Genomic DNA, 25,256 nt, shown 5'->3' with positions numbered 1-25,256 from the left:
TTTATCTAGGAGAATGTCTGCCTTTGTTTGGTGCGGAATCTAAAATGCTGGTATCGACTTTCTGAGCCGTCACGATATTCACTTTAGAGCCATTGCCTAACGAATCCACACCCGTTGTCACAACTTTCTGACCTGTTTTGACCCCAGAGAGAATCGCAGTTTTACCATCTTCTGTTTGCGGGCCAACTTTCACCATCACTTTGTGTGCAACCGATTTTTGGTCAATCACAAAGACATATTGCCCTGCGGTACTGGTTTGTATCGCCGCGCTTGGCACAACAATCGCGTTATTCAACTCACCTGTTTGCAATTTGACATTCACAAACTGGTTCGGAAACAATTTGTTATCATCATTATTAAAAGTGGCTTTGAGCTTGACTGTCCCTGTAGTCGAGTCAATTTCGTTACTAATCACTCGCACTTCGCCTTCTGCCAGCATCGTTTTTCCTTGCTGGTCATAGGCTTTCACCATGAGCTTTCCACCATTACGAATTGGTTGAACCACGTCATCGAGTTTGGTTTGTGGAATGCTAAACACCACCGCAATTGGTTTGGTTTGAGTAATGGTTGCAATTGCGGTGGTTGCATCGGTGCTGACCAAGTTACCCACATCAATATTACGAATGCCGATATAGCCTGAAATTGGCGCGACAATCCGTCCATATTCGATATTGAGTTTGGCCGATGCAATTTGCCCCAAATCAGCTTTAATTGCCCCTTCATATTGCGCTGCAGTTGCAATTTGAGTGTCTAAATCCTGCTTGGCAATCGAGTCTTGTGCATACAAACGCTGATAACGTGCCAAAGTCAGTTTGGCATTGTTCAACTGTGCCTGATTTTCTGCGAGTTGTCCTTGATACTGCTGCAAGGTCGCTTCATAAGCGCGGGTATCGACTTTTGCCAGTAGCTGACCTTTTTGTACATACTGACCTTCTTTAAAATACACTTCTTGTAAATGACCCTGTATCAGGCTGGTCACAGAAACCGTCTGGCTTGCAGTGACTGTACCGAGTGCCGATAAAATCACAGGGACATTGCTTTGGCTTGCTGTAGAGACTTGCACTGACGTTGCATTTTTTGGTGGGCCGTTTCTTTTTTGAGTATTTTTATTTTTTACAAAAAAATAGGCGACTGTACCAACCAGCAATATCAACAGGCAGACCAATATCAAGAGTTTTTTGCGTTGCATATGACACTCAGCTTGAAATTTAAAAATTTGTGACACAAAAAATTGAATCAGATTGTACGATTTTCATAGATTTGAATTGGGACATAAAAGCTTCTTAGCTTAAGCAATATATACGGTCTGCTTCGAGGAAGCTTCAACAAACCTGAATGAGGATCATATCTCATTTGAGTGATTCAAAAACATATATAACAATTATTTACAGGATGCGACTATGCACTAAAAATATGAATCAAGAATGTAGAATAACTTTGGATTTAAGACAATATTCTGTGTGATAGTTGAGACTTCCTGGCTACCCGATATGTATTTCTACAAAAATGTTGTGTATTTTTATCAGTGATGTCAATTTAGGATATTGAGTTCTCTAATCAATTATGTTTTATTAAATGCTGCTTGATTATAGGGTCACCCCCTGTATCAGCAAACGCCAAGGACTGGTGTTGATTTAAATCAGAAAGTATTCTTTATCAGGGATTCTTTTGACAGGCAGACCCAAATCTATCCGATTTGGTGATTATGGAATAATGTTTGCTATCTCTCCCACAGATGGAATTGTCTTTTCTCTTTCTAGATCAAAAACCAAACTCTTGCATGTGAATACGCCCACGTTGGTATGCTTTGTGCTTATCTACAATGGGGCTTTTATATTTTCGTTTTGCGTAGGTTTTTATTCATGGCACATAACAATCAAGCCAATCTCTCTCAAGGATTAAAAAACCGCCATGTCACCATGCTATCTATTGCAGGTGCTATTGGAGCTGGTTTATTTGTTGGTTCTGGACATGCCATTGCTTCGGCAGGTCCAGCCGTTCTACTCTCCTATTTTATGGCTGGAACACTGGTTGTTTTAGTGATGCGTATGCTTGCCGAAATGGCAGTATCGCAACCTGACAGTGGTTCATTTTCTACTTATGCTGACCGCTCCATTGGTAAATGGGCCGGTTTTACTATTGGCTGGTTATACTGGTGGTTTTGGGTCTTGGTTATTCCATTTGAAGCCAATGCCGCAGCAGCCATTATTAACTCTTGGATTCCTGGTGCGCCAGTTTGGTTACTCTCCTTCCTGATTACCGCAGCGCTGACTGTCACCAACTTGTTTAGTGTAAAAAATTACGGTGAATTTGAGTTCTGGCTTGCAACGGTAAAAGTTGGCTCAATCATTGTCTTTATTGTGGTTGGCTGTGCAGCAATTTTTGGTTTCTCGCCAGCACCTGAAGTGAATGGTGTCAAACACTTATGGGAGCAAGGCGGGTTTATGCCAAATGGTTTTGGCACAGTAATCGCAGCTTTATTAACCACCATGTTTTCTTTCATGGGTTCTGAAATTGTCACTATCGCAGCCAGTGAATCTAAAGATCCTGAGCGCCAAATTACCAAAGCGACTAACTCTGTGATCTGGCGTATTGGTCTATTCTATCTGGTGTCTATTTTCATTGTTGTAAGCCTGGTGTCTTGGAATGATCCTCGCTTGGCAGAAATGGGGTCATATCAAACTGTATTACAAGTTTTACATATTCCTCATGCCAAACTGATTGTTGATATTGTGGTGTTAACTGCGGTGACAAGCTGCTTGAACTCTGCTTTATATACGGCGTCTCGTATGTTGTATTCTTTAGGCAAACGCGGCGATGCACCTGCTATTACCCGTCAAGTCAACAAAAGCCACACGCCAGTGTATGCAGTATTGATGTCGACAGCGATTGCATTCCTTTGTACTTTCGCCAACTATGCTGCACCAAAAGCGGTCTTTAACTTCCTGTTGGATAGCTCTGGTGCAATTGCACTGTTGGTGTACTTGGTGATTGCTTGCTCTCAACTCAGAATGCGTAAAAGATTAATTGCCGAGGGTAAACCTCTCAGCATGAAAATGTGGTTATTTCCATACCTGACTTGGGCGGTGATTGTGTTTATTATTGCGGCTCTTGGCATCATGGCATTCGATCCAAACCATGTGCATGAAATTACCTCAACAGCAATCTTAAGTATCTTGGTGGTGATTTCTGGTCTGATTGTGACCAAACGTCGTCAAGCAAACTTAGGCGTAAGCATCTCCCCAGCAGAAACCAATTAATCCAACATGTACTCAATGCCAGTCAGTTAAGAAATTGACTGGCATTTTCTTTTTTAGAGGCAAATATACAAGGTTAAATACAAATATCTTATCTCGTTTGTGAGCACTATTTTAGACTAGAGTCGAACATTCTGAAATTCTCCTAAAGCTACCCTATTCGCAACACAACTACCTTATTTAGACAAGGTAATATCATAAGTCTTTGAAATATAAATACTACGATTCATTCATTTCAAACGGCTCAAAAAACCATTATCGATGAGGCATTGTCAATGATTAGTAAAAACCCTCTATCGAGAGCTTTATATCCCTCAGTCGCTGCACATGCATGTCAGCTTTTTCTGCTATTGCCACATCCTACTGTTTAAGCTTCGAATAGCTTTCTTGTGATGGTGTTGTAATTAAAAAGCTTCTATATGAATAGAATTTATTAGTAAATCATTTTATTGAATTGGGTAGGTATTTATTATCTACGGTGGTATCTGAATTTAATGTAAAAGTTCCATTAGAAGCGATATTAAGGCCTATTACTTTTGATTTTAGACTAACTGTGGCATTTGTATTATTGAATGTAAAAGTTATTGTGCAATTCGGTGCTGCCCCACCAATTACAGCTGCACCATATGCTCCTGTAGATGAATCATCACTACAACTATTTTGTACGATATCTGTTATAACTCGAGGTTTCAAACCACCTGCTAGAACTAGAGCTTCAGCTACCTGTGTTCTCGCTATATAAGTCTGATATGCAAAAATTGCTAGAGCAGCTAAAACACCGACTATTGCGATAACTATAAGTAATTCAATTAAACTAAACCCCTTATGATGAGTGTTCATAAGTATTTCTCCAAATTTAGGGTATATTAGATTTATTGTGTCTAAGTAAAATTTATGACTCTTTCTTATTTATATTTTAAAAATATATAAAATGTTTAATTTTTAATCAATTTATTTTTGAATTAATATGTACAATTTTTTCATTTACTAGAACATTAATAGAAGTTTACTTGGAAACTATAGACATGCGATGCTATGCAATTTAGCTACTGCTGATTTTAATAAGTTGATGATCCTATTCAATCAGCTTATGCAGTAGCTAGATAGATAGATAGAATAAAAAAGAAGAAAGAAGAACCGCGCTAATTTTTTCAAGTTAAGTACGGCTGTGGTGTATGCAGTAATTCGTTCGGCTAAGGAGAATAGAACATAAAAAACCACCCGAAGGTGGTTAAAGCATCTAAATCCGTTTTATTGGGATATTTGGAAAGGCTGCCTGAATATCTGCTATTTTTATAACTTCTTGTGCGCCCTCACATTCAATTTCAATTAATAAACCTAAATTATTGAAATGCTGCTTTAAATTATTATGAATTCTTTGAACTTCTCCCAAAACGGCGTTCAATTGAACACTACATCTAAGCGAATACCAATCAACCTCAGCACATATATCTAGGTTTTGATTTTCGCTCTCTTCTATAGTGATTTCAATTTCATCTTCTTGATGTATGAAGATTACTTTTTCTATTTTGGCCATACATTTTTCTCCAATTTTTATTATTCACGAACAAACTTTAATGCTTGTTATTTTTGTTAAACATATCACATTTTTATTAAAAAATATTAAAAAGTACCAAAAATTTACATTAGGATCTTTATTGGAACAGTCGTATTTTAATGTTTGTATCGACAACCAAAATACAACTATCTTATAAAAACTATAATTATTGATATATTTCAAATAATAATAGAATAAAAAGAAAAACCCCGCAGAAGCGAGGTCTTGAATAGATTTAATGACTAGGTCTTATAAAGATTACACTGGTGGTGGAGTAGAAATCGTAACCTTAGGCGCTTCGCGATTTGGTTTCTCTAAAGTATTAATTTCAACATACGGTTTGAAATCATGATTTTTGAAGTAATAATCACCACCAAAACGATAATAGCTACCTTGACCTGCCACAGTGCCAAAAATACTTCTATTCATGAAGGAATAGCCAGCACCATAGTTGCCAACAAAATCACGTTTACCATTCACATAAGCTAAACGAGCATCACCTAATACAAATCCGTGGTTATACTTTACGCGAAGATTAATGTCTCCACCTTGCACTGAATTATCTGAGTCCACATGCAATGAGCGGAAACCAACAATATAATCTGGTTTCAAACCCTGCTTGTTACCCCAGCTCCATGACAAGCCTGCATAAACGCGGTTATCTGTACGAGAACTATCGCTATAAGTTGGTGCTGGTGCAGCTACAGCATAACTACTAGCACCTAAAACCCCTAAACATCCTACCAATAAAACAGCGCTAATCTTTTTATCCATAAAAAAATACTCCATTAAACGAAACAGTAATTATTCTTTTGGATCATGCAGGACTCAAAAGTTCATACACATCATATTTTTATTAAAATGATGTTTCACCAATAACAATATGTAAAATTAAACAGAAACACAACAAGACAAAAGCAATATGCTTATAAAAAATCGGTACAAAATAAGCCGAAAACTTCCCCCCGAAAATACCCCTAATAAAAAAGCCCACTGATTAAGGTGGGCTTTTTTATGTTGATTTTTCAACTAATTTTGGTAGGCATATCCAGACTCGAACTAGAGACCTCTACGATGTCAATATCACGTTGAGAGTCTGCTAATGCCATGTTTAACAACAAATTTATGGTCATTTTTTCGTGTCTAAACACCCCAAAATTCGGAAATCTAATCTCAATAAAAACAGTCAGTTAGAAATCTATTCCCCGAAAGGTTTTTTCAGATATTTGCAAAATTGATTATAGAAAAATTGTATTAGAAAACCCATTACTGATGCGTGACTGACTGTTGAACCTCATATGTAAAAGTTTGGCGATTTAAACGACATGCGGACTGAATAGTTGGTACAGTAGTTGAATGGGTTTGGCATGGCGGCTGATAAAATGAAAGAAAAATTATTTAATAAGCTTGGCTGGATTTGTTTGATTATTTTTTCAGTTCTTGCCGCCATTTATATGGTCACAATTTATGTCTTTAAGCTAGATTCGGATCAGATTTCTGTACTTACCAACCTATTTCTTGCCTTTGCGACTTTTACTGCAGCTTGTACAGCAGTTCTTTTTTTTACGGATTGGAGAGAACAGCACGATAAGTCTATTTCTAATAAATTCGCATGGAAGGTTATTGATAGTTTTGATTTATTTAATATTTCTTTTATGAACTTTTTAAAATCATTAGAAGATCTTGAAAAAAAATTTGGAAATCCGCAAAGTTTTAGTGAAGAACTCAAAAATTTAGATAGAGAAGCTCTGATTCTTTTAATAGAAACCAGGTCAATGAAATTTAATTTAGCAAATTTCAGAGAGTCTTTAAGAAAATATTCGGTTTATAGCAATAAAGAAGACTGGTATAAGGGGCAAGAAGAAAAGATCTATGACTTATTCTTAAACCTTAATCTGGATCATTTAGAAAAAAATGACTCTAAAAATATTATTTCAGGAATTAAAAGTTCTTTAGATAAAATTACACCTCAAATATATTATTTTGAACATGAAGTGATTGATAAATTAATTAATGAATTAAAATCAAAAACTTAAAACAAACCAACACTTAAAGACCATCAATAGTTGATTTAAAAACAGTCAGTTAGAAATCTATTAGCAAAGAGATTTTTCCAGTTATTTTCCAAATTCTTTATAAAAAAAGCCCCCCTCAAAAGCCCTTTTAAGATTTGCGATTAAACAAATTCGTTTGATTTTTTAAAATATGTTTAAATACCAAAAAATTCTTGAAAATTATAGTTATGAAATTTATCCCTGCATTTTTATCATTATTTTTTATGACTTCATCGGCTTTTTCAGCATCGACTTCGATTAACTTCATGGAACCTATCAAGGTCAACAATGCTACTGAAGCAGACTATATAGAGCGATTGCTTCGAGTTCAGTCTGAAAGATATGCCGTAGTCTATCCAGCGTATCAATATAAAAGTTCTGACGAATCTTTACTTAAGTTATGCATGAATACTGGCGCACGTGAAAGTTATGTAGCATTTGTTGAATTAAACAATGAATTCTTTAATAATCAGATAGTTCAATTATTTATAGGTATGGATAAATATCTTTTAAAAGAAAATTATGCTGTGCATGGCAATAAGTGTAAATCAATCGAAGATTCGATTGAGAAGAAAAAACAACACAGTGCAAAAAGACGAGCACGGACAGAGGCAGAAGTTGAGGCTGAAGCAAGAGCGAAGACTGAGGCTAAGACCAGAGCAACAGCCGCAGCAAAAGCAGAGGCAAATGCACGTGCTATAACAGAAGCTAAAGCAAGAGCTGAGGCAGCAGCTAAAGAAGAAGTTAAATAAACAGCAGTGGCTAACTATAAGAGAAGATATGAGAAGTAATAAACTACTCCCCCAATAATTTTCGTAAAAAAGACTCCCGAAAGAGTCTTTTTTACACTCAAAATGGCGCAGAACTAAATCACTGTACTCGCCACTTCATAATGTGTTTTGTCTAATTTGCCTTGTTTAAATAACCAGCTTGCGACCTCTGGCCAAGAGTACATTGCCGACTTAGATGCCAGTCCATACATGGGTCTTGGAAAGTTGCCATCGCCACGTTTGTTTTGAGCATATAGCGAAAGCGCCTGTCGGCTCATGCCTGCCCGTTCTGCCATTTCAGAGAGTGTAGAAAAGCCTTGTTCTTCTACAATCAAATCTGAAAAGCCGAGTGAGCGGATGTTATCTAAAGCCGATCTGATGGCTTGTGCTGCGCTCGGTGCTTCCCGATCAAACTCTAGGTAGATGGTGTCGTTATAGCTACAGAGCAATGCATCGTCACAACCCGCTTCAAAAAACTGGTCTTCAAGATCGGCTAGATCTGAACGTGCATCACGTACCACTACAGTGAAGTGATATGTATTCATAGTTCATCTCCGTTGCATTGTTTAACTTTACGAAGGATTTGTTTTGCATGAGTTTCTGGGTCTTTAGGCGTACTCCAGACACTCATTTGATGTTCGGCATGTCCGAGCACGCATTTTAAGCGACAAAATGCATGCCCTGATTTTCCTGTATCTACAACATCCCAACCGTTGTCTATCGCATATTCGATGGCTTCCCGAATATGCTTATTAGGATGTTTTTTCATTTTTAATCCTTAAACTATGGTTTAAATTATATGCACATGTTGACATTTGTCAACATACTAGCCTTACGCAGGCGCATTAAACCAGTTTGGATTGGTGTCCATGATTTCCCCGTTAGACATGTTAACGATGCGGAAATCTCTGCTGATAAGTGGCTGACTGTTTGAGCCACGCATGTTGTAGCGTTTGCTGACATCTAGTGCCAATTCATTTACTCGGACAATCAAACTTGAATATTTGAGATAGTCCTGCATGTTTAAAAATCTGAGCGCGTTCCAGACGTTCATCATTTTAAAGTTTTGGTTAATAACTGCCTCAACGAGTTGTTGGATCTGCTTTTGGTCTTGGCGTTGTAGTTGGTGACTTTGTGACACCACAGCCGTAAGGTTATGCACGTACTCCACGGCGTAAGGCAGGCTTTCCAGTGGAATGTCTTCAACATTTTCTACGTCAAAGCGTTGGTGCAGCATGGTGTAGATTTCCACCATATTGAAACTAGACTTACTGACCAGTAACCCGACTGCTTCGGCAAGTGGAACTCGGTCTTGTATGACAGTTTTGGCTTTAGGCTGTACTTCTTTTTCAAGTATATCGAGCGCCCATTTGCGGAATTCTTTGGCGACTGGGGTACGGGCAAAGAATGTGATGAGATGTGCCCCACGTAGAGAGAAAATACGAGTTTTTGATACTAAATTCGAGAACGTCAAGTTGGCGTTATCGGTAATATCAACAACTTGCGTCATTGTGTAATCAAATTCATCTGCATTACGCTCAAACACTTTATTTAAAGAATCTACTCGTGCATAGCCCAAAGCATTTGCTAAATCAGCAGCCTTTAACCAAATTTGATTGTCATTTTGTTGAATCTGATTAAGTTTCACATCATTAAAACTTAGTGATAAACTTGTCATATCGATTTTCCTCAAGAAAGTTGATAGAAGCCCTGTTTCCGTCCAAAGTTGCAGGGCTTTTTTAACCCCAGTGGGGTCTATTTAAAATTTATTCTTCTCTTTACCTATTGTCAACCCCAGTGGGGTCTATTATTATAAAAATAATTTCTACTAAATTCGAGCTTACTTCACATGAGTAAACATTTAGGTGTCGAATATAAAGTTCGTATGCCACAAGAACTAAAAGACAAAATTTCTGAGTCTGCTAAAGAATTGAATCGTTCAATGAATGCAGATATTGTTGCGAGACTGGAAGATAGTTTTTTGAAAAAAGATAGTTCTGCACCTGCCCGTTCTGATGTAAAAATCATTCATTTAAAGAATGGTAAAAAGCGTGTTATTTACGGAAAGCTCATAAATAATCTTAGTTTAGATTACACACAAGAACTTGATCAACTTCGAGATGATATTCATCTTTCTCTTGAAGTATTAAGTGGTTCTTCATTTTGGAATTCATTAAAGTTTTTTAATAAAGATGTTCTAGTTTATAAAGGCGACAATCATATTGATGTTGTAGACAATGGTAAAAAAAGTCTTGGATGGTTGATTGTTGAAGATCATATCACAGATGAGTATATGAAAAATTTGCATAATAAAGATCAGAGTGAGTAAGTGCTTACTTACTCTGTTAATAAAAATTTATGAACTTGGGGCTGTCCTCATTTGATCTCTAGTTCTAAAAATGACAATTAAGATGCTTTAAATTTAATATCTCAAGAAATTATTGCCTGTTTTTTAGGTAAAATACTGACTGATTTGCATCATTACATCAAATGAGAAAACATCTTAAAATCAATTACATCAAATAATTTAAAGGCTTTTTAGAAAAAATGGAAATTACACAAAATAGTTTACAAGCTCTTAAACAATATTCTTATAAGCCAAAAAAGTGGGGGCTTTTTATTGGTCTAATTATTGTAAGTACTTTTGCTTACTTTTATTGGGTCGAAATGAAAGAACCATCATATAGTTTAGTCATCTATCATATTATTAAATTATCACCAAGCAATACTCAAATTTTTAATTTATTTGCATTTATTCTTTCTTTCTGTATGGCTGTTGCAGGGTTTTTTGTATTGTTTAGAAAAGAAAGACATCTCATACTCACTGCTAATTCCATACGTTTAGTCAAAAATGGACTCAGTAGTATTGAAACTGAAATCCCTTTTTCAACTATTAAATCACTGCAACTTCAGACAATTTACACGCAGCGTTTTTTATGTATTGTACATACCAATGGTAAGCTAACTATAGTTGAGTCAGCTTTACCGTCTAAGCAAGCATTTGAAGAAATTTGTAGGATTCTAATGACAAAAACTCGTACATAGAAAGGTGGGTTTAAACAATTCTTTAAAACTCATTTTTCAAGTGAGAAAAGATCCTAATTAATGCTTATAAGAAAAAGAACAATGGCGAAAAAATTCGTTATTATTCTTTTCCTAGAGATAATATTTTTAGGGATTAAAAAAAAGCCCCAAGAGGCTTTCTAAATAGCAAATATATTATTGAATAAAATTTCATGATTTTCATAATTTGTTAACCATACTCTAAATCTATCAATTTCTGATGATATATAAACCTTATCTTCAACTTTGGCACAAATAAATCCATCGATAATATTAACTGATTTTTTAGTTATTCCAAAACTAGGAATCAACTGTAATTTATCAAAAAAATCATCTGTATTAATTCCTTGTTGATTTAAATATTCTTTATATTCATCAACATCCACACCACCCTTAAAGAAAATAAAGTTAATATAAGAAGAATAAATTTCTGGAATTTCTATTGGGCTAAAATTAAAATTTGATTCTTTTAATTTCTTAAAATTACTATTACTGTAATCAATAAAAATACTTTGCCAAACACCTTGAATTTTAGATATATTTAAGAATGGAAATAAATTTTCTTTCTCTTGATCATCACCATAAGGGAAGCTAATATCTAATACGATTCCAATTTTCGCCCATAATTTTTCAATAATTATAAGAGCTGGATTCTCAGTAAATGAACACATGTAAGCCCATGAATTCGACTCACCTTCATATATATTACACCAATAAGGCAATGCTGTAGTTTTAAGAATACCACCATCAGATGTAGTGATTAGTGTTGGAAAATCTTGCGGTCTAAAACCTCTACCAGAATTACAAGCATTAACATCTTCAATTATACTTTTTAAAGCATTTCTTAATCCAGAAATTGTATTATATCCTTCATGCCCATGAACAATTGTTACGGGCATAATCATTTCTACAAGTAAAAAATGTGCTATTTTAGCATCATCTTGACTTAGTTTTTTTAAATCCTCAATTCTCTCTAATCTAAATCCAGTAAGATACGCATAGTGTAAAGAAAATATTTTAAAATATTTTTCAAAATCATTTGATTCTATAATTTTATCAAAATAATCATACAGTTTAATTTTAATTTCAGATAAATGAGAGATAGCATCTATTAGACTACTTTTTTGAAGGTTTTTTTTAACTTCAAATATTGCTAACACCTTATCAATATCATAAAAATAATTATCTGTTAAAGCATATCTTTCACCTTCACCATATACCAACATGCAATCAATTTGATTGTTTATTAAATCATCTCCTATCTTAATAAAACCAGTAACTACTTTTAGCCCATGTAATTCAGGCAAAATATATTTATTATTTAAACCTTGTTGTGTTATTTGTTCATATGCATCACCAAGTGTTGGCATATGTGGCATATTAAATGTAGCTACTTTACTGCGCTCATATTCAAAGAAATTTTCTAGAAGGCTTGCTATATCTCTAATCACTTTAATGCTCTCAAAAAGACATAACTTAACATTATTAACTAAAATTTAAAACTAATACTTTTTTAAATAACCTTAAATATTATCAAACTATATTACTAAAAAATATCATCTAAGACTCATCTTCCGTATAACTTTTTAAATCTATAACTGTCATCATTCCAAAGAATGCCAACCATGTTAAGCAAATCAATGGTGCAAGCAACACGACAAAAATAATATCTGCTATCGCAATATTTAGAGGTAAATATTTTACTAAAATATTTACAACCCAATCATGATTTTTGATAAAAATCCAATCTATGAAAAATATAAACAGGAAAGTAATAATCATATAAAGTCTTTCCCAAAAGTGTTTTTTATTATTAATTTTTATCGACTTGATGCTTCCCTTTTCATCGTACTCCTTTTCAATCGCGACTTCCCAAAAAGCAACCATAGGTGTGATATTTTCAAAGTTCTTGAATTTCTTATTTCTAAAGTAATAATCGACTAGCTCAAAGCTAACGAAACGACTCCCACAAACAAGTTGGGCACATGAGTTTTTAAGTGCTCTTTTTTCATCATCAGTGAGATCTTCATTTTTCTCTATCTTCTTAACTTCATCTATAAAATTTTGCCTTCTTTCTAAAACAGCTTCTATCTTTTTAAACTTATTTTTACGATGAGTTAAAAACAGTTCAATTATTTTTAAAAGAAAATCAAACATATCTTTCATAGAGTTTATATTTATCCGATTTAGGACTAATTCTTAAATTTGTTAACCAACTTTTAGGACTAAAAATGGAGTTTGTCAACCAAATGTCCTTTTTACAACATGATTTGAGGCATCATTTTCCAACTGAAAGATTTTCAACACATAAAAAAAGCCATGTGAAGGTTCACATGGCTATAAAACGAAAAAACTACAGCGTACGTTAAAAAACAATTTACTATAAGATAAGTATATAAATTATTTAGAAAAACTGTCAAATATTATTTAATTTATTTTTCATTAAGTGCATCCAACGCCCGACTTAATCGCTCTGCATCAATTACGTGCCCGTCAGCTTTTTCTATCATTACTCGATATTCTGCTGTACGAAACGCTCCGATCACTTGTTTTTCTTTAGACTCATACAGAAAAATCTCAAAAGAAGCTTCAAGCCTTTAATCGATCATATCTTGACCATTTTAAAATGAACTACCAATATAGACAGAGATTAAAAAACACAAAGGTCAACTCATGAAAGACTTAAAAAAAATCGTAAATGATACAATCGGAGCAGAATCATTCTATCCACTAGAAAAAACACAAAGCGCAATTTTTAGCTGTGATTCAACAAACATAATTTTTACTAAAGATATGTTAAATATACTAAAAAGTAATTATGAAAAACTGAATCAACAAATTAAAGATGAAGATTTTTATGATGACTACTACTTCGATGTGGAGTTTAAAACCCTTCTCCTGGCAATTAACAAGTTAGATAACCTTTTAGACAGCAGCACTTCTGAAGAAGATCGACTGGAAGCGATTATCTGCCAATCACATATTAGAAGCCAAGATAAGCGAATCAGAGAAGCTCTTGAAGAACTAGATCATTAATATCATTTGTGTGATCCAAAGCCCTCTCTTAGAGGGCTTGCCATGTCTGGACATACGCTATAAAGGACAATGATCAATGACCAACGTTTATGTGCCAGTACCCACTAGAAACAGGCATAAAAAAACGCCACACGGCGCCAAGTCTCAAAAGTGCAGTAGTCATGAATTTTCCCCCATGCACTTGTCATAGCGTTCCACTTGCCGCAGATACACGCCATAACAGTTATTGGAACGAATTGAACAATCACGCCCAGCCGCATACTTATATTTCAACAATGACTTGCATGCCTGTGTGTACTGCCCTGTTTTGAGATTCTTCAGCATTGATGACTTAGACCAAGTAGTTTGCCCGAACTGATACGAGAAGTCGGCATATAGGTCATACTCATCTTGCGAGAGTTTGATGCCCTGCAAGGACTTGTTGAACACTGGTGCATCTTTGGCATAGTGTGCTTTTAGATATTCAAGACCCTGTTTTTTAGATACTGGTGGATCAGTCATTTTGACCTTGCGACCATCAGGATGAACCGTGTTGCCAAATGCCACTGTAGGAACACCGCCAATGTCTTTATACGGTACAGAACGAAAACCCTCTTTTGAACCTGTATAAGCCACACCCGTGTCACTGACACTCTGAATAAAAAAGCCGCCAATCGCAGCGGCTAAAGTTCCAATGACATAGTATTTAGTCTTGTTCGACATTACATTGTTCCTTTTCTAATGATTTGAGATAGGCTTGGTGCTCAATCGCATCACGTTTATCTTTCTTTCGGGCAAAGTGCCAGTTCATCACCAAGCCCCCTGCACCAATCAACACACTGATCCAGAATCCCAAATCCAGTGACGCCAACCACGATGAAAATGCGCCAATACTTCCGCCATACATCGCAGTTTTACTGGCGAGTAGCGTTGAAGCAGTGTTATCGAATGTCTGTTCAGACACGGTTTCCCCCTTATTTTTGGCAATAAAAAAGCACCCGAAGGTGCTTTACAAAATAATCATTAAATATATGTGCCATTTACTAGATTAAAAGTTTTTGCAATATTGACATTCCACCCCGTAACATTTGTAAATGATTTAATATCTACCCAAGATGTTCCGTCATTTGATCCCTGTATAACAAAATCCTTTGGAGGTCTGTTCAGCAAGTCTGACCTTGGCTGCGGATAAATTTTGATACGGTCTATCGCTTTCTTACTATCAAATTGATATGAAATCCAAGCTGGATAGGAAACTGGAATAGATCCGCTTGGTGGCTGTGTTCCTACTACCCAGTTATTGAGTAAAGTAAAATCATTGTCAAATGCTTTAAATGCTTGAGAATTATCAACTGTTGAAAACTGGCTGCAAGATGAGAATGTTAAAGCCCTAGTTGGGTTCGTTGCATCTATACTGCTTCCGATTTCAAACATTTCTATTTCATTTATAGCTAAACAATAATCTCCATTGTTTGCTTTGATAAATAATCGATAATACGAATAGCTATTTATTGCATAAACAATATACTCCTCGCTGAGCTTTTCAATGCCATTTTTCACAGCCCCCACTCTATAATAATATTTAGACCCTTGAGATATGGTTGCATCAGAATATGATTTTGCAGTGATGCCTGTTGCTAACGGTGCAGGTAAACTAGCTGGATTCATTGGAGATGTGCTTCTGTAGACTTTGTATGAATCAATCTGCCCAACAGCATCCCAAGTCAAATTTACTGAACTCATGCTACATATACTCCAGTTAAGTTATAAGGTGCTGTAAATGAAGCAGTTAGTGTGTAATCAAATGATTGATAGCTTTCATACGTAGCGCGAACTGACTTCAATACAATTCTGAATTTTCTGGTTGCAGCTGGTGCTGTTGATAAGTCAACTGTATAGGTATTTACAGCTCCAACATTTTGATTGAAAAATTCAGTTTGCACGTTAGAAGCATCTAATACATAAACAATCAACTTATATGTCACACCGCTTTCAGCAGTTACACCAGCATCAAAAAATCCAAGAATAGATCCACCTGTTTGTTGAGTACGATTACGATCTACCCAAGTAAGTACAATTGAGTTTGCAATATCAACTGGATAGTATGTACCGCCGATTTTTACGTTAGCTGGTGGATAAGGACGAATCGCCCGTGCACTACAGTTAACTGAATGTGCTGTGGCTTCGCTCAGATCCAGAATGTCGGAACCCGTCAGCGTCAGTGCTTTCATGGCCACGGTTTCACCGCTTAAGTACTCGGTACTATCTAAGCCCGAGTAATTGTCCCAGCCATAGATACGCGCATTTGCGATATGTTTGGCAGGTACAGTATCCGCAACGCCACGCTTTACCGTCAGAATATGGGTCGTAGCATCAAAGCTGACAAATGCTAGAAGCTCATCATCAAGCTGGATACGGTCATTGGCTTTCAGCAAATCAAACTCGGCAATATTTTCTACTTCAAATGCTGTGTCCAGATAGCCAATTGCGGTTTTTAAGGTCGCGCTTGGGCAGAAGTCAAGTGTGACTTCTTCCGCATAACCTGCCCCTGCATTGCTATATAAACTGGCATTGATATGAAAATTGTTAGGACGCACCGCAGCCATCCCTATGAAACTCAAATCAGGATTATTTGCCAGTTTTGCATCAATCTCGTCTTGGCCATACTGCTCTACCAATTCAATATAAGGCTCTTCAAAGGCAATCGCGATTGCATCTTTGGCAGAAATGTCAGATTTGACAGGTGGCATGTATTCAACCACGGCTTGCATCGGACTACCGAACGAGTCTTCAATGGCTTTGATTGAAACTGTATTATCAACCCCATCCCCAAACTTGATCTCAGTCACCCGAAATACTGCTTCAGACAGACCGTAACGGCTATTGGACAGCTTGAATACATAAGCCTTGTGCCAGTTTTCAGCGACAGATTCAGGCACATCAAATTCAATGCTGGCCAACTCAGAAGACAGGGTTTTTAAATCCCGTAATGCAATACGGCTGGCAAGACTGGAATTGGTAAAGCCCTTGTATTCAACATTCTGAGAAATGACACCACCCTGCTGTGCAATACGGGCAACATCCTGAATAGTAATAGTCGAATCTTTGGCACGTTCACGATCATAGTAAGTGACTGTCACCTGGTTAATGCATTCAGCCAGTGTTTTACGTTCAAAGGTCAGCGACTTGTAATGGCTTTCAGTCAGATGGATCAGATCATTGACATGATAGTCATCCCGAATCAATTTGAGTGTCCACAGATTGGTGATGCGATCGACATACAGTTCGCCATTGATATGCTCAAGTACGTTGTCGATAAATTCCTTGATCGAGGTCGAATCACTCCAGACTATCGACATCCCCATATCTTCAGCATACAGGGTATCTGCGCAGGCTTTAAAACTGACCTCATCAATCAGGCCCGTGATTGCGCCTTTACCCCACAAGGTATTAGTCAGGCATTCACGGATGATATGAGCAGGATTAATATCAGCTTCTTTGACATTAGTACCTTTCAGACGTAAGTCAAACCAGATCCAGTTACCAGGGCGCACACCAAGTGCATCATCAATGCATTTAATCGTAATGCGGTTTTTCCCGACGTTGAAATGTGAAGCAGCAATGGTGGTGTTGAGATAATGTGCATTGGCATCATAGTTGGTTAAAACCTGTGTGCCATTGACCCAGACTGTAATCCCGTTATCCAGATAACTTTCAAAAACAAAGTCCTGATCAACACTATCAATATCAATACTGGTCTCAGCCCACAATATTGTCTGCTGATCAATCACTGTTGCGGGTGTGGTTGGGAAATTATATACACCAGGTGCACCGAACTCTTTATCGCCAAAAGGTGAACTACCCTGACTCCATGCACCCTTTTCTGCATTCACATAGCTGGTTGAATCTGTTGCAGGAACGCTTTTATATTTCCACGTGGTTTGATTCGGTGCAAAATAATATGAAACTGGCGCTATTTCCGCTTTTTCGTCATACCACTGCGGTTGACCGTCTTGCAGGGTATGCACCCGTTTTACCCGCCATTTTGAATCAGGCAAAGTCGGACTGGTGCCAATATACAGGTTGTCAAAAACTACAGATGTGACCCCGCGCCAAGCTGAAATAAGCGCTGTACTCGCATTGTTCATGATATTGGGGAACATTGCAGAAATTGCGCTGAACTTATTTGTTGCTGTTAGTGCTGATGTTGAAGTATCCGTAATATAAGCAATGACACTACTTTTTTGCTGGTCAGGATAGCCAAACAGTAAATCGACATTGCCCTGAATGCCACCAGATTGCTCATCACCACCGAATAAACTCGGTTTATTGATATAGATCCGCTTATTTTCAGATTCTGCATCGGTATAGGCATCTTTGTCCTGAAAACGAATCCGAGTGATTGAGTCAATAGGCCCATGGCACAGAACAAAATGACCATAGGCAAAATATTTATACCCAACCGTTTGCTTTTTCTTCTTGCCCATCTTCTTTCGCCTTATTTATCACTTCTCTGCATAAAGCATCATGACCAAACATTTGCTCGAACTTTTCAATGGTCATGCCATTTTGGTAGAAATCACGGACTTCATCGCTGGTCATGCCATTTGCTAAAAGGAATCGACGTGCACCAAGCGTACACATACCGCAGGCACGCACATGCCGTACAAAAATAAAGCCCGCGTTTTGCGGGCTATTTGAAGTGTCCAAAGTGTCCGAAGCATCTGGATTGTCCAAAGTGTCCGAAGTGTCAAAATTTTCCATAGATCACCTATTTTTTAATGGCTTGCGGTGTACCTGCTTTAAACGCAACACAGTTGGGTGCAACATCACAGGTGCCAAAAATCACGGGAATGGATGAACCTTCATCAGCAGTGGTTGCTTCAAGCTTGCCCGCGGTCAGTGATGATTTAATGCCTTTGCGGGATTGCATCACGGCATAAATCATCATAATTGCAACGACTGCGTAATAAATCCAAAGTGGCCACATAATTAAATAATCCTCGTCGTGGTCGGGTTATCCTCTGGAATAAACGGAAAGCCCATAAAATTATCGGTATTGTTGAATTTCGCGCATTCAAGAATTGACTTTAAGCAACCAGGGTAAATATACAGATAATGTACTTCTGCAGCGGCTGCATCATAATCCGCTTGTGCAGCTGTCATTGCCACAATCGCAGCCTCTGTTGCTGCAATTACGGTATCTAAATCAGCTTGTTTCTGATCAACAATCGCTTGTGCCGCTGCATAATCTGTTGCATAGCTTGGGCTACTCGGATTAAGCGCATCCCGTGCAGCAACAGCAGCATTGTAATTTGTCTGTGCTGTGGTCTGATTGCCTTGTGCTGTTGCCAGATTACTTTCCGCTGTAGCCAGTGCTGTTGTCGCATCAGCCAGTGCCTGCAGTTCTTCATCCGTAGTCAGGTAATCGCTAACTTAGTCCAGGTGACTTCGCCAACAGTGACATCCTTATCCCCAGAGCTATAACGAAAGATTTGTGCACCGCGCACGATGGTATAAAGCTCACGTCGGGTTCTTTCTCCAAAAAGTCCAAACATATTTAAACTCCCAATTCCAGAATCGGCACAGCGACCTCGGCAATGCCTGCCCCCTGATAATTTAGCGTGATGCTGTCAGCATCAAGGCGATGCAGTCCTAAATATGAGATCCGTTGAATAGTGGATGCAGCCTTGTTCAGCGCAGGTGAAATCATCATCTGCACAGTCGATGATGAAGTTAGGCTTGATGCCGTAATCGTATGTGCTGTCCAAATCCCATTACTCTTGATCGCGATATGCTGGCGTTGATCCGCAAGCTGCTTGTATTGATTAGCTTCAACAACTAGCGTTGTGGTGACTGTACCCATGCTCTTAGAGCGTAGATTTGATTCATAAGTCGGTAGCCAAAACGGACGATAACGACCCTGGCGCCGAAACAGAAAATTCTTGTAATCACGAACCTGCTGCTGCCCTTTGAGCACGGCACGATACTGTTTGCTGTAACGGGCAAAATTCCAGTCTGTGCTTTGGTAAATCTCACCCATGCCGTTATCAAGAAGATTCTGCTGCTGGCTAATCGTGGCTTGCATCGAATCACCCGAATAAGTCAAATTGAAGAAATACAGGTCATCACCCAGAAACTGCGCTGGTTCATCAGGTTCAATTACTGGCTCATCGACTACAATAAAATCAACCGACATGGATGCATGAATGCCACTGATATTGCGGGTAATATCACCACTGATAAAACAGACCCGTACGGGGTAGAGTTTGGCATTCTTGAACGTGGTGACTTCACTGAGCTGTAAACCCGTTGTTTGTACTTCAAGTATTTCGACCAGTTGTAAGTCAGTATCATTCTTCAGCAATGCCAGAGAATTATCACGAAAATCATAAATATGGGTGTTGCAGACAATGAAATCACTGCTGACATCCCCTACAAATTGACGTTCCTGATAAAGCGGTACAGCCCAATGCTGACGAATACCTCCCCACTGCACATTGAACTGCTGAGCTACAGCTTGACGCATGCTTAAAGAAGAAAAGCTCAGCGTTTGCCGAGCTTTGTCCTTGAGTGGAGTGCGTTGTTCTGTACCGTCCGAGGCCTCAAAAATATCGGTTTTAAAGCTGATACTTTCATTTGCCCCAACCAGTACAGGCGTGGTGAGCAGAATCAGATCACCATACAAATTGGTATTTACCTTCATACTGTTATCCGATGATTGCCTTGATTGCACTACGGTTATTTCGAATAAAATTGGTGAAGACACGAGTATCCTGCAGCTCACGATTATTGAAGACACCATGAAGAAATTGATTGGTCAGACAAAACAAATGCTCGCCAATTTAAGTGGGCTGTACTTATGAATATCTTTAGCCTGGTTAAAGGTGAATACGCCAGCTTAGCCGAATACCCAACTGCGATTTACCGCATTGATGTAAATGGCATCAATATTTCCAGTACTCTGGCATCCCGCTTAATTAGTTTGAATATGCAAGACAATCGTGGCATGGTGGCTGACAGTGTTGATATCACCTTAGATGACAGTGACAATATTCTAGAAATTCCATCTATGGGCGTAGAACTTGAACTGTGGTTAGGCTGGTCAGATACAGGTTTAATTTATAAAGGCAAGTTCCTGGTCACAAGCTGCAGTCACTCTGGCGCACCAGATACCCTACACATTGCAGCTGAAGCCAATGATTTGGCAGAAGCATTCCGCCAAAAACATGAGCGCTCTTTTCATAAGAAAACCGTTCAGGAAGTCTTTGAAACGATTGCCTTTGACTATGATTTAAAGGTAATCGTGCATCCATCTATTGCCAATCGATCTGTTGGTCATCTTGATCAAAACGACAGTGATGCCAATATCATGACACGCATCGCGGATGAAAACGATGCCATTGCTACCGTGAAAAATGGAACGCTTCTGTGTATGCCGATTGGTGAAAGTCAAACAGCTTCAGGTTTGGATCTGCCTGAAGTTGAACTCACCCGCACCGATGGCGACCAGCACAACTTTTCAATGGGTCAAAGCAACAATAAAGTTGATGCTGTTAAAGCCTATTACCACGATAAAACCAAGGGCGAAAAGCAATACGTGATTTATGGAAGTACAACCGATAACCCTAAAGAAGTCCGCTTTGTTCATCGCGATAAGAAAACGGCTGAGCTTGCAGCCAAAGCTGAATTTAACCGCTGCAAACGTGCAGAAATGGCACTGTCTTACACTTTGGCCAGAGGCCGTGCTGATTTAATTCCAGAACAGCAAATCACCTTTGTTGGATTAAAACCACAGATTGATGAAATCGTATGGCTAGGAAAAACCATTACACATGATTTGTCTGAAAGTTCTGGCTATACCACCAAAGTGGATTTAGAAATTCAACTGCCCAATGCTGATGATGTCTCTACCCTATTTGATGACACGACTAAAATTGAAAAAGAAAAAAAGAGCAAAACAGGTAAAGGTCGGCGTAAAGCTAAAAATTATAAAAGCTACACTGGCGTAAAAGTTTGGTATCTCGATGGCAAAACCAAGCTGTCTTTAACCAAAGGTGACCAGACCGCTCCCCTTATTTTAGTGCGTACCTACAAAACAAAAAGGACTGCTCAAACTGCTTTAACGCGAGAATATGCAAAGATCCAAAAAGCAAAGGCAGCTAAATAAAAAAAACCGCTAGTTGGGGAACTAGCGGCAAAAAGGTTTCATATCGTCTAAATAAAATAACCATTTTTAGTTATAAATTCAATACAATATCACTATATTTAATACTTTTTTGTTACAATGACACCATAAATAACGATAAAAGGTGATTTATGGCAAATACTCGACATCAAAACCACTGCCCATTTTGCGGAGACAAAGTCATTATCCGAAGCACAACAACCGAGTCGCCTTTGCTGAAAACTTTATATGGTCAGTGCCAAAACCTTGATTGTGGCTGGACAGGCAAAGCACACATGGAATGGGCTGCGACGATCTCTCCATCCGCAATTGAAAATAAATCCATCCACCTTCCTCGTTCTATTCACAGCATTCAAAAGAATGCCATTCCATCTGCAACATAAAACGGATATTCACTCGATGACCGACATTATTGACATTGCACAGCAACGCCAACTTGAACAGGTACAACGTGTACCGCAAGACTACAGTCGCCCTTCTCTTTCTGAATGTGAAGAATGTGGCAATGACATTCCTCCAGAGCGCCAAAAATTTGGTGGCATCACGCTCTGTATTGAGTGTGCCCGTTCTCAGGAACTTAAAGGATTTAAGCGTTAATTGTGTTTGGGGGCACGATGAAAATGAACTGGGTAATGGTTGCAAGTTTGATTTATATCGCTGTGAGCTTAGCAGCAACAGTACAAAAACAAGGTTGGGTTTGGTGAACTAAATATGAACATTTTTTTAATTATATTTTTAGCCGTTGTTGTATGTATGCTAGCAGCCTTACTCTGGATGATTTACAACTATCAGCTCGCTCGATTGAAGCAGTTAGAGCGTTTAGAACAAGAATATCTGCAGGCGTTGCAAGCTGCTCAGATCCACGTAAATCATCCACGACAACAATTACTTATAGAAAATCTACACAAGTACACGTGTAGCAAAATAAAGCATGTAGATCAGGTCATAAAGTAAGATTTAAACTGTGTACCTGTAGGACGAACGGAATACATTATGAAAATTTTTCCTGTGCTCGTTGGCTTTCTTTTAGGCTGCTGTGCAAGTGGTGTATGGTTTATCAACTTTGTTATTTAGTCTAGCCGATCCATTTCTATCAACCATTTTGCATGACTATATTTCATAAAGAATTTTAGAGTTTGATACGATATAAATAAAATTATAGAAAAAACAACTGCACATAGAAAAAATTTGAATATTATGGTGCCTATAGTTACTGGTTTAATTTTTATTTCAGACACAACATACATTACATAAAATCCTAATAAACTCAGTAATGCATATAAAGTAAAGCCGATATTTTTCATACAATTAATTTTCTTATCAGTAGGTTCTTTCCTAAATTCAAATTTTTTATTATTTCTATTGAACTTTATCAAGCTATAAGAGTTATTGTACCAATAACTGGCTCTATATGGATTTGAACATTTACATAAGTCTTTTAAAATATCAATATCCCGTACATCTATTTCTAATATTTTTTGGAGCTTAATAACTTTTAGCTGCCTATTTATCAGCTTCTTTTCTTCATCTGAAAAAGTATCCTCTACCAAACAATCCTTTAAAAATTTCTCTTTTTTGCTATTTTTATTAAAAAATAAAATAAGGTTTTGAATATCTTGTAAAAAACCTACTTCTTTTACCTTCTCATAACATTTAAAAAATATATAAATAAAAGGGACTATTAAACCTAGCCCAAGAGGATTTAATAAATTTTTAATATAGTCAACAGTAAACATGAACTACTCACATTCTAAATAAGTAACAAAATCATCTTCTGTCAAAATACGAATACTTAAGCCTTCTTTCTGCCATTTCAAAGCTTGTTCAAATTTACGACCATAACTCATGTGAGCCCAATGAGGATTACCTTTATTACAAATGACTAGATAATCAACTTTTTTGGTCATATCGTCTTTAAAAATACCACCCTTACCTTCGATCTCTTCTTTCCATTCAGCTTTTGTATGTCGGTTGGAGGCTCCAGTTAAACAAATTGTTTTACCGAAAATTTCAACTTTTCCATGATAGAAATCAGGATTTAGATTCTCTTTTCCACTAGATACTGCAATATGAGGCAATCCATAGTTATCATAATCAACATATTTCTTAATCGTTGCCAGCACAGAATCTTTCGTGTTTTCTGTTACTACTTTCGTCAATCGAACAGGTTTAAGCTTATCAAACACATCCTGATAAATAGGATCTTCTTCAAGGTGGTCATTATCTTTCAGCCATTGATTAAGAGATATAATCTCATCATCATTTATATCTGTATCACATGCGATACCAGCAAGCAGTCCATGCAGGCGTTGAACATCGCAGGTATGCTGTTTGAAATGCTTTGAACTTTTGAAAAGCTTCATGAGCTCATAGATTTCTTGATGGTTCTCTAATAAAAAAGCAGGGTCTTCTGCTACCTTCAATAATAAATTATAGAGTGAGTCAAAATAAGGAAGACTTGTAGATTCAGGATATTTTTCGACCCATTTTACCAGTGCTTCAATTTCTTTAATCTGAACTACACCATCAATAAATAATCCTTCAAAGAATCCTAGAAATAGATTACCTAGTTTACTTTGGTTAGCACCAGCATTGATTTGATCTAAATTATTATTCACTTTACTTACCTCTAATTTTTATATTTTTCATACTTTTAAATTTTTAAGTATGAGTCAAAACAAAATAAACATCAGAACAATAAAAATGACAGCACACCAAAAGAATATTTTAAATGTACTCGTATTTGATCCACTTTCACTGTTTTGACCATGTGATTTATAGCTACTGTAAGAAAGTCCAGATCCAGGTATTCCAACTGTTGTACGTGTCCCTTTTTTGCTTACACTGACACGTGCGCCTTTTGTGCCTACTGAAACACTACTGACCCCTCGTTTACTAATATTCAGCTTTACACCGGGAGCTATTTTTATACTTTTACGAAAGTTAAATCCCATTTTTATTCTCTGTTAGCTTAACCACCACAAATACTTTCACATGGAATACCATCATGATCACGGTCAAGTCGAGTATTTCCACACTTCAAAGCTTCACGTGCTTGGGCACAACTTTTCATCTGTCCACAGGTACGTGGGTAAGATCCACAAGAACCACCTAAAGATGATTTAGACTTACTCTTAATCGTTGTTTTATGCGACGTAGTCGCTTTCTTCACTGGTGTCGTTACAGTACTTTGAGCTGTAGATGTTGCTGAACCTGTACCAAATGGATTATCGACCTCTGCATGGGCTGCAGAAAGGCTGACTACTGACATGACAAGAAAAGCAAATAATTTCTTCATTTAAAACTCGTATAATTTATTTTTAGGTATATAACAACCAAATAGTAACTAAG

At 37.3% G+C, this 25,256-nt stretch carries 30 protein-coding genes; 9 read left to right on the top strand and 21 right to left on the bottom strand.

The genetic code is table 11. The features are described from left to right. Position 1: 1 nt before the first annotated feature. A complete protein-coding gene (locus ACX1N5_RS01695) occupies positions 2–1,189 on the bottom strand; it encodes an efflux RND transporter periplasmic adaptor subunit (protein WP_458802262.1) in 1,188 nt (395 codons plus the stop codon). Positions 1,190–1,862: 673 nt separating this feature from the next. On the opposite strand from ACX1N5_RS01695, the gene gabP reads away from it, so the two are divergent. Then, on the top strand, positions 1,863–3,260 hold the full coding sequence (gene gabP, locus ACX1N5_RS01690; protein ID WP_458802264.1) for a GABA permease: 1,398 nt from the start codon (positions 1,863–1,865) through the stop codon (positions 3,258–3,260). Between the two features lie 438 nt (positions 3,261–3,698). On the opposite strand, the gene ACX1N5_RS01685 is transcribed toward gabP, so the two are convergent. The 3 genes from ACX1N5_RS01685 to ACX1N5_RS01675 all read right to left on the bottom strand — a co-directional run bounded on the left by ACX1N5_RS01685 (position 3,699) and on the right by ACX1N5_RS01675 (position 5,589). Continuing rightward, a complete protein-coding gene (locus ACX1N5_RS01685; protein WP_458802266.1) occupies positions 3,699–4,097 on the bottom strand; it encodes a pilin in 399 nt (132 codons plus the stop codon). Positions 4,098–4,497: 400 nt separating this feature from the next. Next, a complete protein-coding gene (locus tag ACX1N5_RS01680; protein WP_131380665.1) occupies positions 4,498–4,794 on the bottom strand; it encodes a hypothetical protein in 297 nt (98 codons plus the stop codon). 279 nt (positions 4,795–5,073) lie between these two features. Then, positions 5,074–5,589 carry a hypothetical protein gene (locus ACX1N5_RS01675; protein ID WP_458802268.1) on the bottom strand — a complete coding sequence of 172 codons (516 nt, stop codon included), beginning with the start codon at positions 5,587–5,589 and terminating at the stop codon, positions 5,074–5,076. Positions 5,590–6,182: 593 nt separating this feature from the next. Here ACX1N5_RS01675 and ACX1N5_RS01670 point away from each other — a divergent pair. Together ACX1N5_RS01670 and ACX1N5_RS01665 are read left to right on the top strand one after the other, a co-directional pair. Continuing rightward, a complete protein-coding gene (locus tag ACX1N5_RS01670) occupies positions 6,183–6,851 on the top strand; it encodes a hypothetical protein (RefSeq protein WP_458802270.1) in 669 nt (222 codons plus the stop codon). A gap of 206 nt (positions 6,852–7,057) precedes the next feature. Next, positions 7,058–7,621 carry a hypothetical protein gene (locus ACX1N5_RS01665; RefSeq protein ID WP_458802272.1) on the top strand — a complete coding sequence of 188 codons (564 nt, stop codon included), beginning with the start codon at positions 7,058–7,060 and terminating at the stop codon, positions 7,619–7,621. Positions 7,622–7,734: 113 nt separating this feature from the next. On the opposite strand, the gene ACX1N5_RS01660 is transcribed toward ACX1N5_RS01665, so the two are convergent. The 3 genes from ACX1N5_RS01660 to ACX1N5_RS01650 all read right to left on the bottom strand — a co-directional run bounded on the left by ACX1N5_RS01660 (position 7,735) and on the right by ACX1N5_RS01650 (position 9,317). Then, positions 7,735–8,184: a hypothetical protein gene (locus ACX1N5_RS01660; RefSeq protein ID WP_004752847.1), complete on the bottom strand. Its 450-nt coding sequence runs from the start codon at positions 8,182–8,184 to the stop codon at positions 7,735–7,737. Further along, complete coding sequence (locus ACX1N5_RS01655) at positions 8,181–8,408, bottom strand: hypothetical protein (protein ID WP_004752848.1); 228 nt, start codon at positions 8,406–8,408, stop codon at positions 8,181–8,183. Before ACX1N5_RS01655 ends, ACX1N5_RS01660 begins: the two co-directional genes overlap by 4 nt. 63 nt (positions 8,409–8,471) lie before the next feature. Further along, a complete protein-coding gene (locus ACX1N5_RS01650) occupies positions 8,472–9,317 on the bottom strand; it encodes a BRO-N domain-containing protein (RefSeq protein WP_458802274.1) in 846 nt (281 codons plus the stop codon). Between the two features lie 171 nt (positions 9,318–9,488). On the opposite strand from ACX1N5_RS01650, the gene ACX1N5_RS01645 reads away from it, so the two are divergent. Together ACX1N5_RS01645 and ACX1N5_RS01640 are read left to right on the top strand one after the other, a co-directional pair. Continuing rightward, entirely contained in the window at positions 9,489–9,968 is a 480-nt protein-coding gene (locus ACX1N5_RS01645; RefSeq protein ID WP_458802276.1) for an Arc family DNA-binding protein, read from the top strand. Between the two features lie 218 nt (positions 9,969–10,186). Beyond that, positions 10,187–10,684 carry a hypothetical protein gene (locus ACX1N5_RS01640; RefSeq protein WP_458802278.1) on the top strand — a complete coding sequence of 166 codons (498 nt, stop codon included), beginning with the start codon at positions 10,187–10,189 and terminating at the stop codon, positions 10,682–10,684. A gap of 158 nt (positions 10,685–10,842) precedes the next feature. On the opposite strand, the gene ACX1N5_RS01635 is transcribed toward ACX1N5_RS01640, so the two are convergent. Further along, entirely contained in the window at positions 10,843–12,153 is a 1,311-nt protein-coding gene (locus tag ACX1N5_RS01635; protein WP_458802280.1) for a DUF6602 domain-containing protein, read from the bottom strand. Between the two features lie 109 nt (positions 12,154–12,262). Beyond that, positions 12,263–12,868: a hypothetical protein gene (locus ACX1N5_RS01630; protein ID WP_458802282.1), complete on the bottom strand. Its 606-nt coding sequence runs from the start codon at positions 12,866–12,868 to the stop codon at positions 12,263–12,265. Between the two features lie 507 nt (positions 12,869–13,375). On the opposite strand from ACX1N5_RS01630, the gene ACX1N5_RS01625 reads away from it, so the two are divergent. Beyond that, on the top strand, positions 13,376–13,738 hold the full coding sequence (locus ACX1N5_RS01625; RefSeq protein ID WP_458802284.1) for a hypothetical protein: 363 nt from the start codon (positions 13,376–13,378) through the stop codon (positions 13,736–13,738). Between the two features lie 159 nt (positions 13,739–13,897). On the opposite strand, the gene ACX1N5_RS01620 is transcribed toward ACX1N5_RS01625, so the two are convergent. The 8 genes from ACX1N5_RS01620 to ACX1N5_RS01585 form a co-directional block, all read right to left on the bottom strand. Further along, positions 13,898–14,440: a glycoside hydrolase family protein gene (locus tag ACX1N5_RS01620; protein ID WP_458802286.1), complete on the bottom strand. Its 543-nt coding sequence runs from the start codon at positions 14,438–14,440 to the stop codon at positions 13,898–13,900. Then, positions 14,424–14,681 carry a holin gene (locus ACX1N5_RS01615; RefSeq protein ID WP_458803634.1) on the bottom strand — a complete coding sequence of 86 codons (258 nt, stop codon included), beginning with the start codon at positions 14,679–14,681 and terminating at the stop codon, positions 14,424–14,426. Before ACX1N5_RS01615 ends, ACX1N5_RS01620 begins: the two co-directional genes overlap by 17 nt. Before the next feature lie 59 nt (positions 14,682–14,740). Further along, on the bottom strand, positions 14,741–15,460 hold the full coding sequence (locus ACX1N5_RS01610; protein ID WP_458803566.1) for a discoidin domain-containing protein: 720 nt from the start codon (positions 15,458–15,460) through the stop codon (positions 14,741–14,743). Then, on the bottom strand, positions 15,457–18,204 hold the full coding sequence (locus ACX1N5_RS01605; RefSeq protein WP_458803633.1) for a phage tail protein: 2,748 nt from the start codon (positions 18,202–18,204) through the stop codon (positions 15,457–15,459). Before ACX1N5_RS01605 ends, ACX1N5_RS01610 begins: the two co-directional genes overlap by 4 nt. Next, positions 18,170–18,481, bottom strand: coding sequence for a hypothetical protein (locus tag ACX1N5_RS01600; RefSeq protein ID WP_458800253.1), 312 nt, complete (start codon positions 18,479–18,481; stop codon positions 18,170–18,172). Before ACX1N5_RS01600 ends, ACX1N5_RS01605 begins: the two co-directional genes overlap by 35 nt. Positions 18,482–18,488: 7 nt before the next feature. Continuing rightward, positions 18,489–18,707, bottom strand: coding sequence for a hypothetical protein (locus ACX1N5_RS01595; protein WP_458800251.1), 219 nt, complete (start codon positions 18,705–18,707; stop codon positions 18,489–18,491). A gap of 2 nt (positions 18,708–18,709) precedes the next feature. Beyond that, positions 18,710–18,883: a phage BR0599 family protein gene (locus tag ACX1N5_RS01590; RefSeq protein WP_458800275.1), complete on the bottom strand. Its 174-nt coding sequence runs from the start codon at positions 18,881–18,883 to the stop codon at positions 18,710–18,712. A 394-nt stretch (positions 18,884–19,277) separates the two neighbouring features. Continuing rightward, positions 19,278–20,423 (bottom strand): hypothetical protein, encoded by a 1,146-nt coding sequence (locus ACX1N5_RS01585; RefSeq protein ID WP_458800249.1) that lies wholly within the window; start codon positions 20,421–20,423, stop codon positions 19,278–19,280. 156 nt (positions 20,424–20,579) lie between these two features. On the opposite strand from ACX1N5_RS01585, the gene ACX1N5_RS01580 reads away from it, so the two are divergent. From ACX1N5_RS01580 to ACX1N5_RS01570, 3 genes are all read left to right on the top strand, one after another. After that, positions 20,580–21,887, top strand: a complete 1,308-nt coding sequence (locus ACX1N5_RS01580; RefSeq protein WP_458800247.1) for a contractile injection system protein, VgrG/Pvc8 family — start codon at positions 20,580–20,582, stop codon at positions 21,885–21,887. Positions 21,888–22,036: 149 nt separating this feature from the next. Next, positions 22,037–22,288, top strand: a complete 252-nt coding sequence (locus tag ACX1N5_RS01575) for an ogr/Delta-like zinc finger family protein (protein ID WP_131387793.1) — start codon at positions 22,037–22,039, stop codon at positions 22,286–22,288. 16 nt (positions 22,289–22,304) lie between these two features. Continuing rightward, on the top strand, positions 22,305–22,502 hold the full coding sequence (locus tag ACX1N5_RS01570) for a TraR/DksA C4-type zinc finger protein (RefSeq protein WP_458800245.1): 198 nt from the start codon (positions 22,305–22,307) through the stop codon (positions 22,500–22,502). A 473-nt stretch (positions 22,503–22,975) separates the two neighbouring features. Here the strand turns inward: ACX1N5_RS01570 and ACX1N5_RS01565 are convergent, their stop codons facing one another. From ACX1N5_RS01565 to ACX1N5_RS01550, 4 genes are read right to left on the bottom strand one after another with little or no spacing between them, the layout of a single operon-like run. Continuing rightward, positions 22,976–23,641, bottom strand: a complete 666-nt coding sequence (locus tag ACX1N5_RS01565; protein WP_458800243.1) for a hypothetical protein — start codon at positions 23,639–23,641, stop codon at positions 22,976–22,978. A gap of 3 nt (positions 23,642–23,644) precedes the next feature. Further along, positions 23,645–24,523 (bottom strand): BRCT domain-containing protein, encoded by an 879-nt coding sequence (locus tag ACX1N5_RS01560; protein WP_458800241.1) that lies wholly within the window; start codon positions 24,521–24,523, stop codon positions 23,645–23,647. 54 nt (positions 24,524–24,577) lie between these two features. Then, positions 24,578–24,859, bottom strand: coding sequence for a DUF4236 domain-containing protein (locus ACX1N5_RS01555; protein ID WP_458800239.1), 282 nt, complete (start codon positions 24,857–24,859; stop codon positions 24,578–24,580). 17 nt (positions 24,860–24,876) lie between these two features. Continuing rightward, on the bottom strand, positions 24,877–25,203 hold the full coding sequence (locus ACX1N5_RS01550) for an excalibur calcium-binding domain-containing protein (protein ID WP_458800237.1): 327 nt from the start codon (positions 25,201–25,203) through the stop codon (positions 24,877–24,879). Positions 25,204–25,256: the final 53 nt, after the last annotated feature.

Source organism: Acinetobacter sp. ANC 4636 (assembly GCF_054454555.1).
The sequence above is the reverse complement of the archived record's forward strand: the minus strand, read 5'-3'. Positions and strand labels throughout refer to the sequence as shown.

Bases quoted from the DNA above. Each gene is read 5' to 3' on its own strand.
- ACX1N5_RS01695 (WP_458802262.1), bottom strand. From the start codon at position 1,189: ATGCAACGCAAAAAACTCTTGATATTGGTCTGCCTGTTGATATTGCTG.
- gabP (WP_458802264.1), top strand. From the start codon at position 1,863: ATGGCACATAACAATCAAGCCAATCTCTCTCAAGGATTAAAAAACCGC.
- ACX1N5_RS01685 (WP_458802266.1), bottom strand. From the start codon at position 4,097: ATGAACACTCATCATAAGGGGTTTAGTTTAATTGAATTACTTATAGTT.
- ACX1N5_RS01680 (WP_131380665.1), bottom strand. From the start codon at position 4,794: ATGGCCAAAATAGAAAAAGTAATCTTCATACATCAAGAAGATGAAATT.
- ACX1N5_RS01675 (WP_458802268.1), bottom strand. From the start codon at position 5,589: ATGGATAAAAAGATTAGCGCTGTTTTATTGGTAGGATGTTTAGGGGTT.
- ACX1N5_RS01670 (WP_458802270.1), top strand. From the start codon at position 6,183: ATGGCGGCTGATAAAATGAAAGAAAAATTATTTAATAAGCTTGGCTGG.
- ACX1N5_RS01665 (WP_458802272.1), top strand. From the start codon at position 7,058: ATGAAATTTATCCCTGCATTTTTATCATTATTTTTTATGACTTCATCG.
- ACX1N5_RS01660 (WP_004752847.1), bottom strand. From the start codon at position 8,184: ATGAATACATATCACTTCACTGTAGTGGTACGTGATGCACGTTCAGAT.
- ACX1N5_RS01655 (WP_004752848.1), bottom strand. From the start codon at position 8,408: ATGAAAAAACATCCTAATAAGCATATTCGGGAAGCCATCGAATATGCG.
- ACX1N5_RS01650 (WP_458802274.1), bottom strand. From the start codon at position 9,317: ATGACAAGTTTATCACTAAGTTTTAATGATGTGAAACTTAATCAGATT.
- ACX1N5_RS01645 (WP_458802276.1), top strand. From the start codon at position 9,489: ATGAGTAAACATTTAGGTGTCGAATATAAAGTTCGTATGCCACAAGAA.
- ACX1N5_RS01640 (WP_458802278.1), top strand. From the start codon at position 10,187: ATGGAAATTACACAAAATAGTTTACAAGCTCTTAAACAATATTCTTAT.
- ACX1N5_RS01630 (WP_458802282.1), bottom strand. From the start codon at position 12,868: ATGAAAGATATGTTTGATTTTCTTTTAAAAATAATTGAACTGTTTTTA.
- ACX1N5_RS01625 (WP_458802284.1), top strand. From the start codon at position 13,376: ATGAAAGACTTAAAAAAAATCGTAAATGATACAATCGGAGCAGAATCA.
- ACX1N5_RS01620 (WP_458802286.1), bottom strand. From the start codon at position 14,440: ATGTCGAACAAGACTAAATACTATGTCATTGGAACTTTAGCCGCTGCG.
- ACX1N5_RS01610 (WP_458803566.1), bottom strand. From the start codon at position 15,460: ATGAGTTCAGTAAATTTGACTTGGGATGCTGTTGGGCAGATTGATTCA.
- ACX1N5_RS01605 (WP_458803633.1), bottom strand. From the start codon at position 18,204: ATGGGCAAGAAGAAAAAGCAAACGGTTGGGTATAAATATTTTGCCTAT.
- ACX1N5_RS01600 (WP_458800253.1), bottom strand. From the start codon at position 18,481: ATGGAAAATTTTGACACTTCGGACACTTTGGACAATCCAGATGCTTCG.
- ACX1N5_RS01595 (WP_458800251.1), bottom strand. From the start codon at position 18,707: ATGTGGCCACTTTGGATTTATTACGCAGTCGTTGCAATTATGATGATT.
- ACX1N5_RS01590 (WP_458800275.1), bottom strand. From the start codon at position 18,883: ATGACAGCTGCACAAGCGGATTATGATGCAGCCGCTGCAGAAGTACAT.
- ACX1N5_RS01585 (WP_458800249.1), bottom strand. From the start codon at position 20,423: ATGAAGGTAAATACCAATTTGTATGGTGATCTGATTCTGCTCACCACG.
- ACX1N5_RS01580 (WP_458800247.1), top strand. From the start codon at position 20,580: ATGAATATCTTTAGCCTGGTTAAAGGTGAATACGCCAGCTTAGCCGAA.
- ACX1N5_RS01575 (WP_131387793.1), top strand. From the start codon at position 22,037: ATGGCAAATACTCGACATCAAAACCACTGCCCATTTTGCGGAGACAAA.
- ACX1N5_RS01570 (WP_458800245.1), top strand. From the start codon at position 22,305: ATGACCGACATTATTGACATTGCACAGCAACGCCAACTTGAACAGGTA.
- ACX1N5_RS01565 (WP_458800243.1), bottom strand. From the start codon at position 23,641: ATGTTTACTGTTGACTATATTAAAAATTTATTAAATCCTCTTGGGCTA.
- ACX1N5_RS01555 (WP_458800239.1), bottom strand. From the start codon at position 24,859: ATGGGATTTAACTTTCGTAAAAGTATAAAAATAGCTCCCGGTGTAAAG.
- ACX1N5_RS01550 (WP_458800237.1), bottom strand. From the start codon at position 25,203: ATGAAGAAATTATTTGCTTTTCTTGTCATGTCAGTAGTCAGCCTTTCT.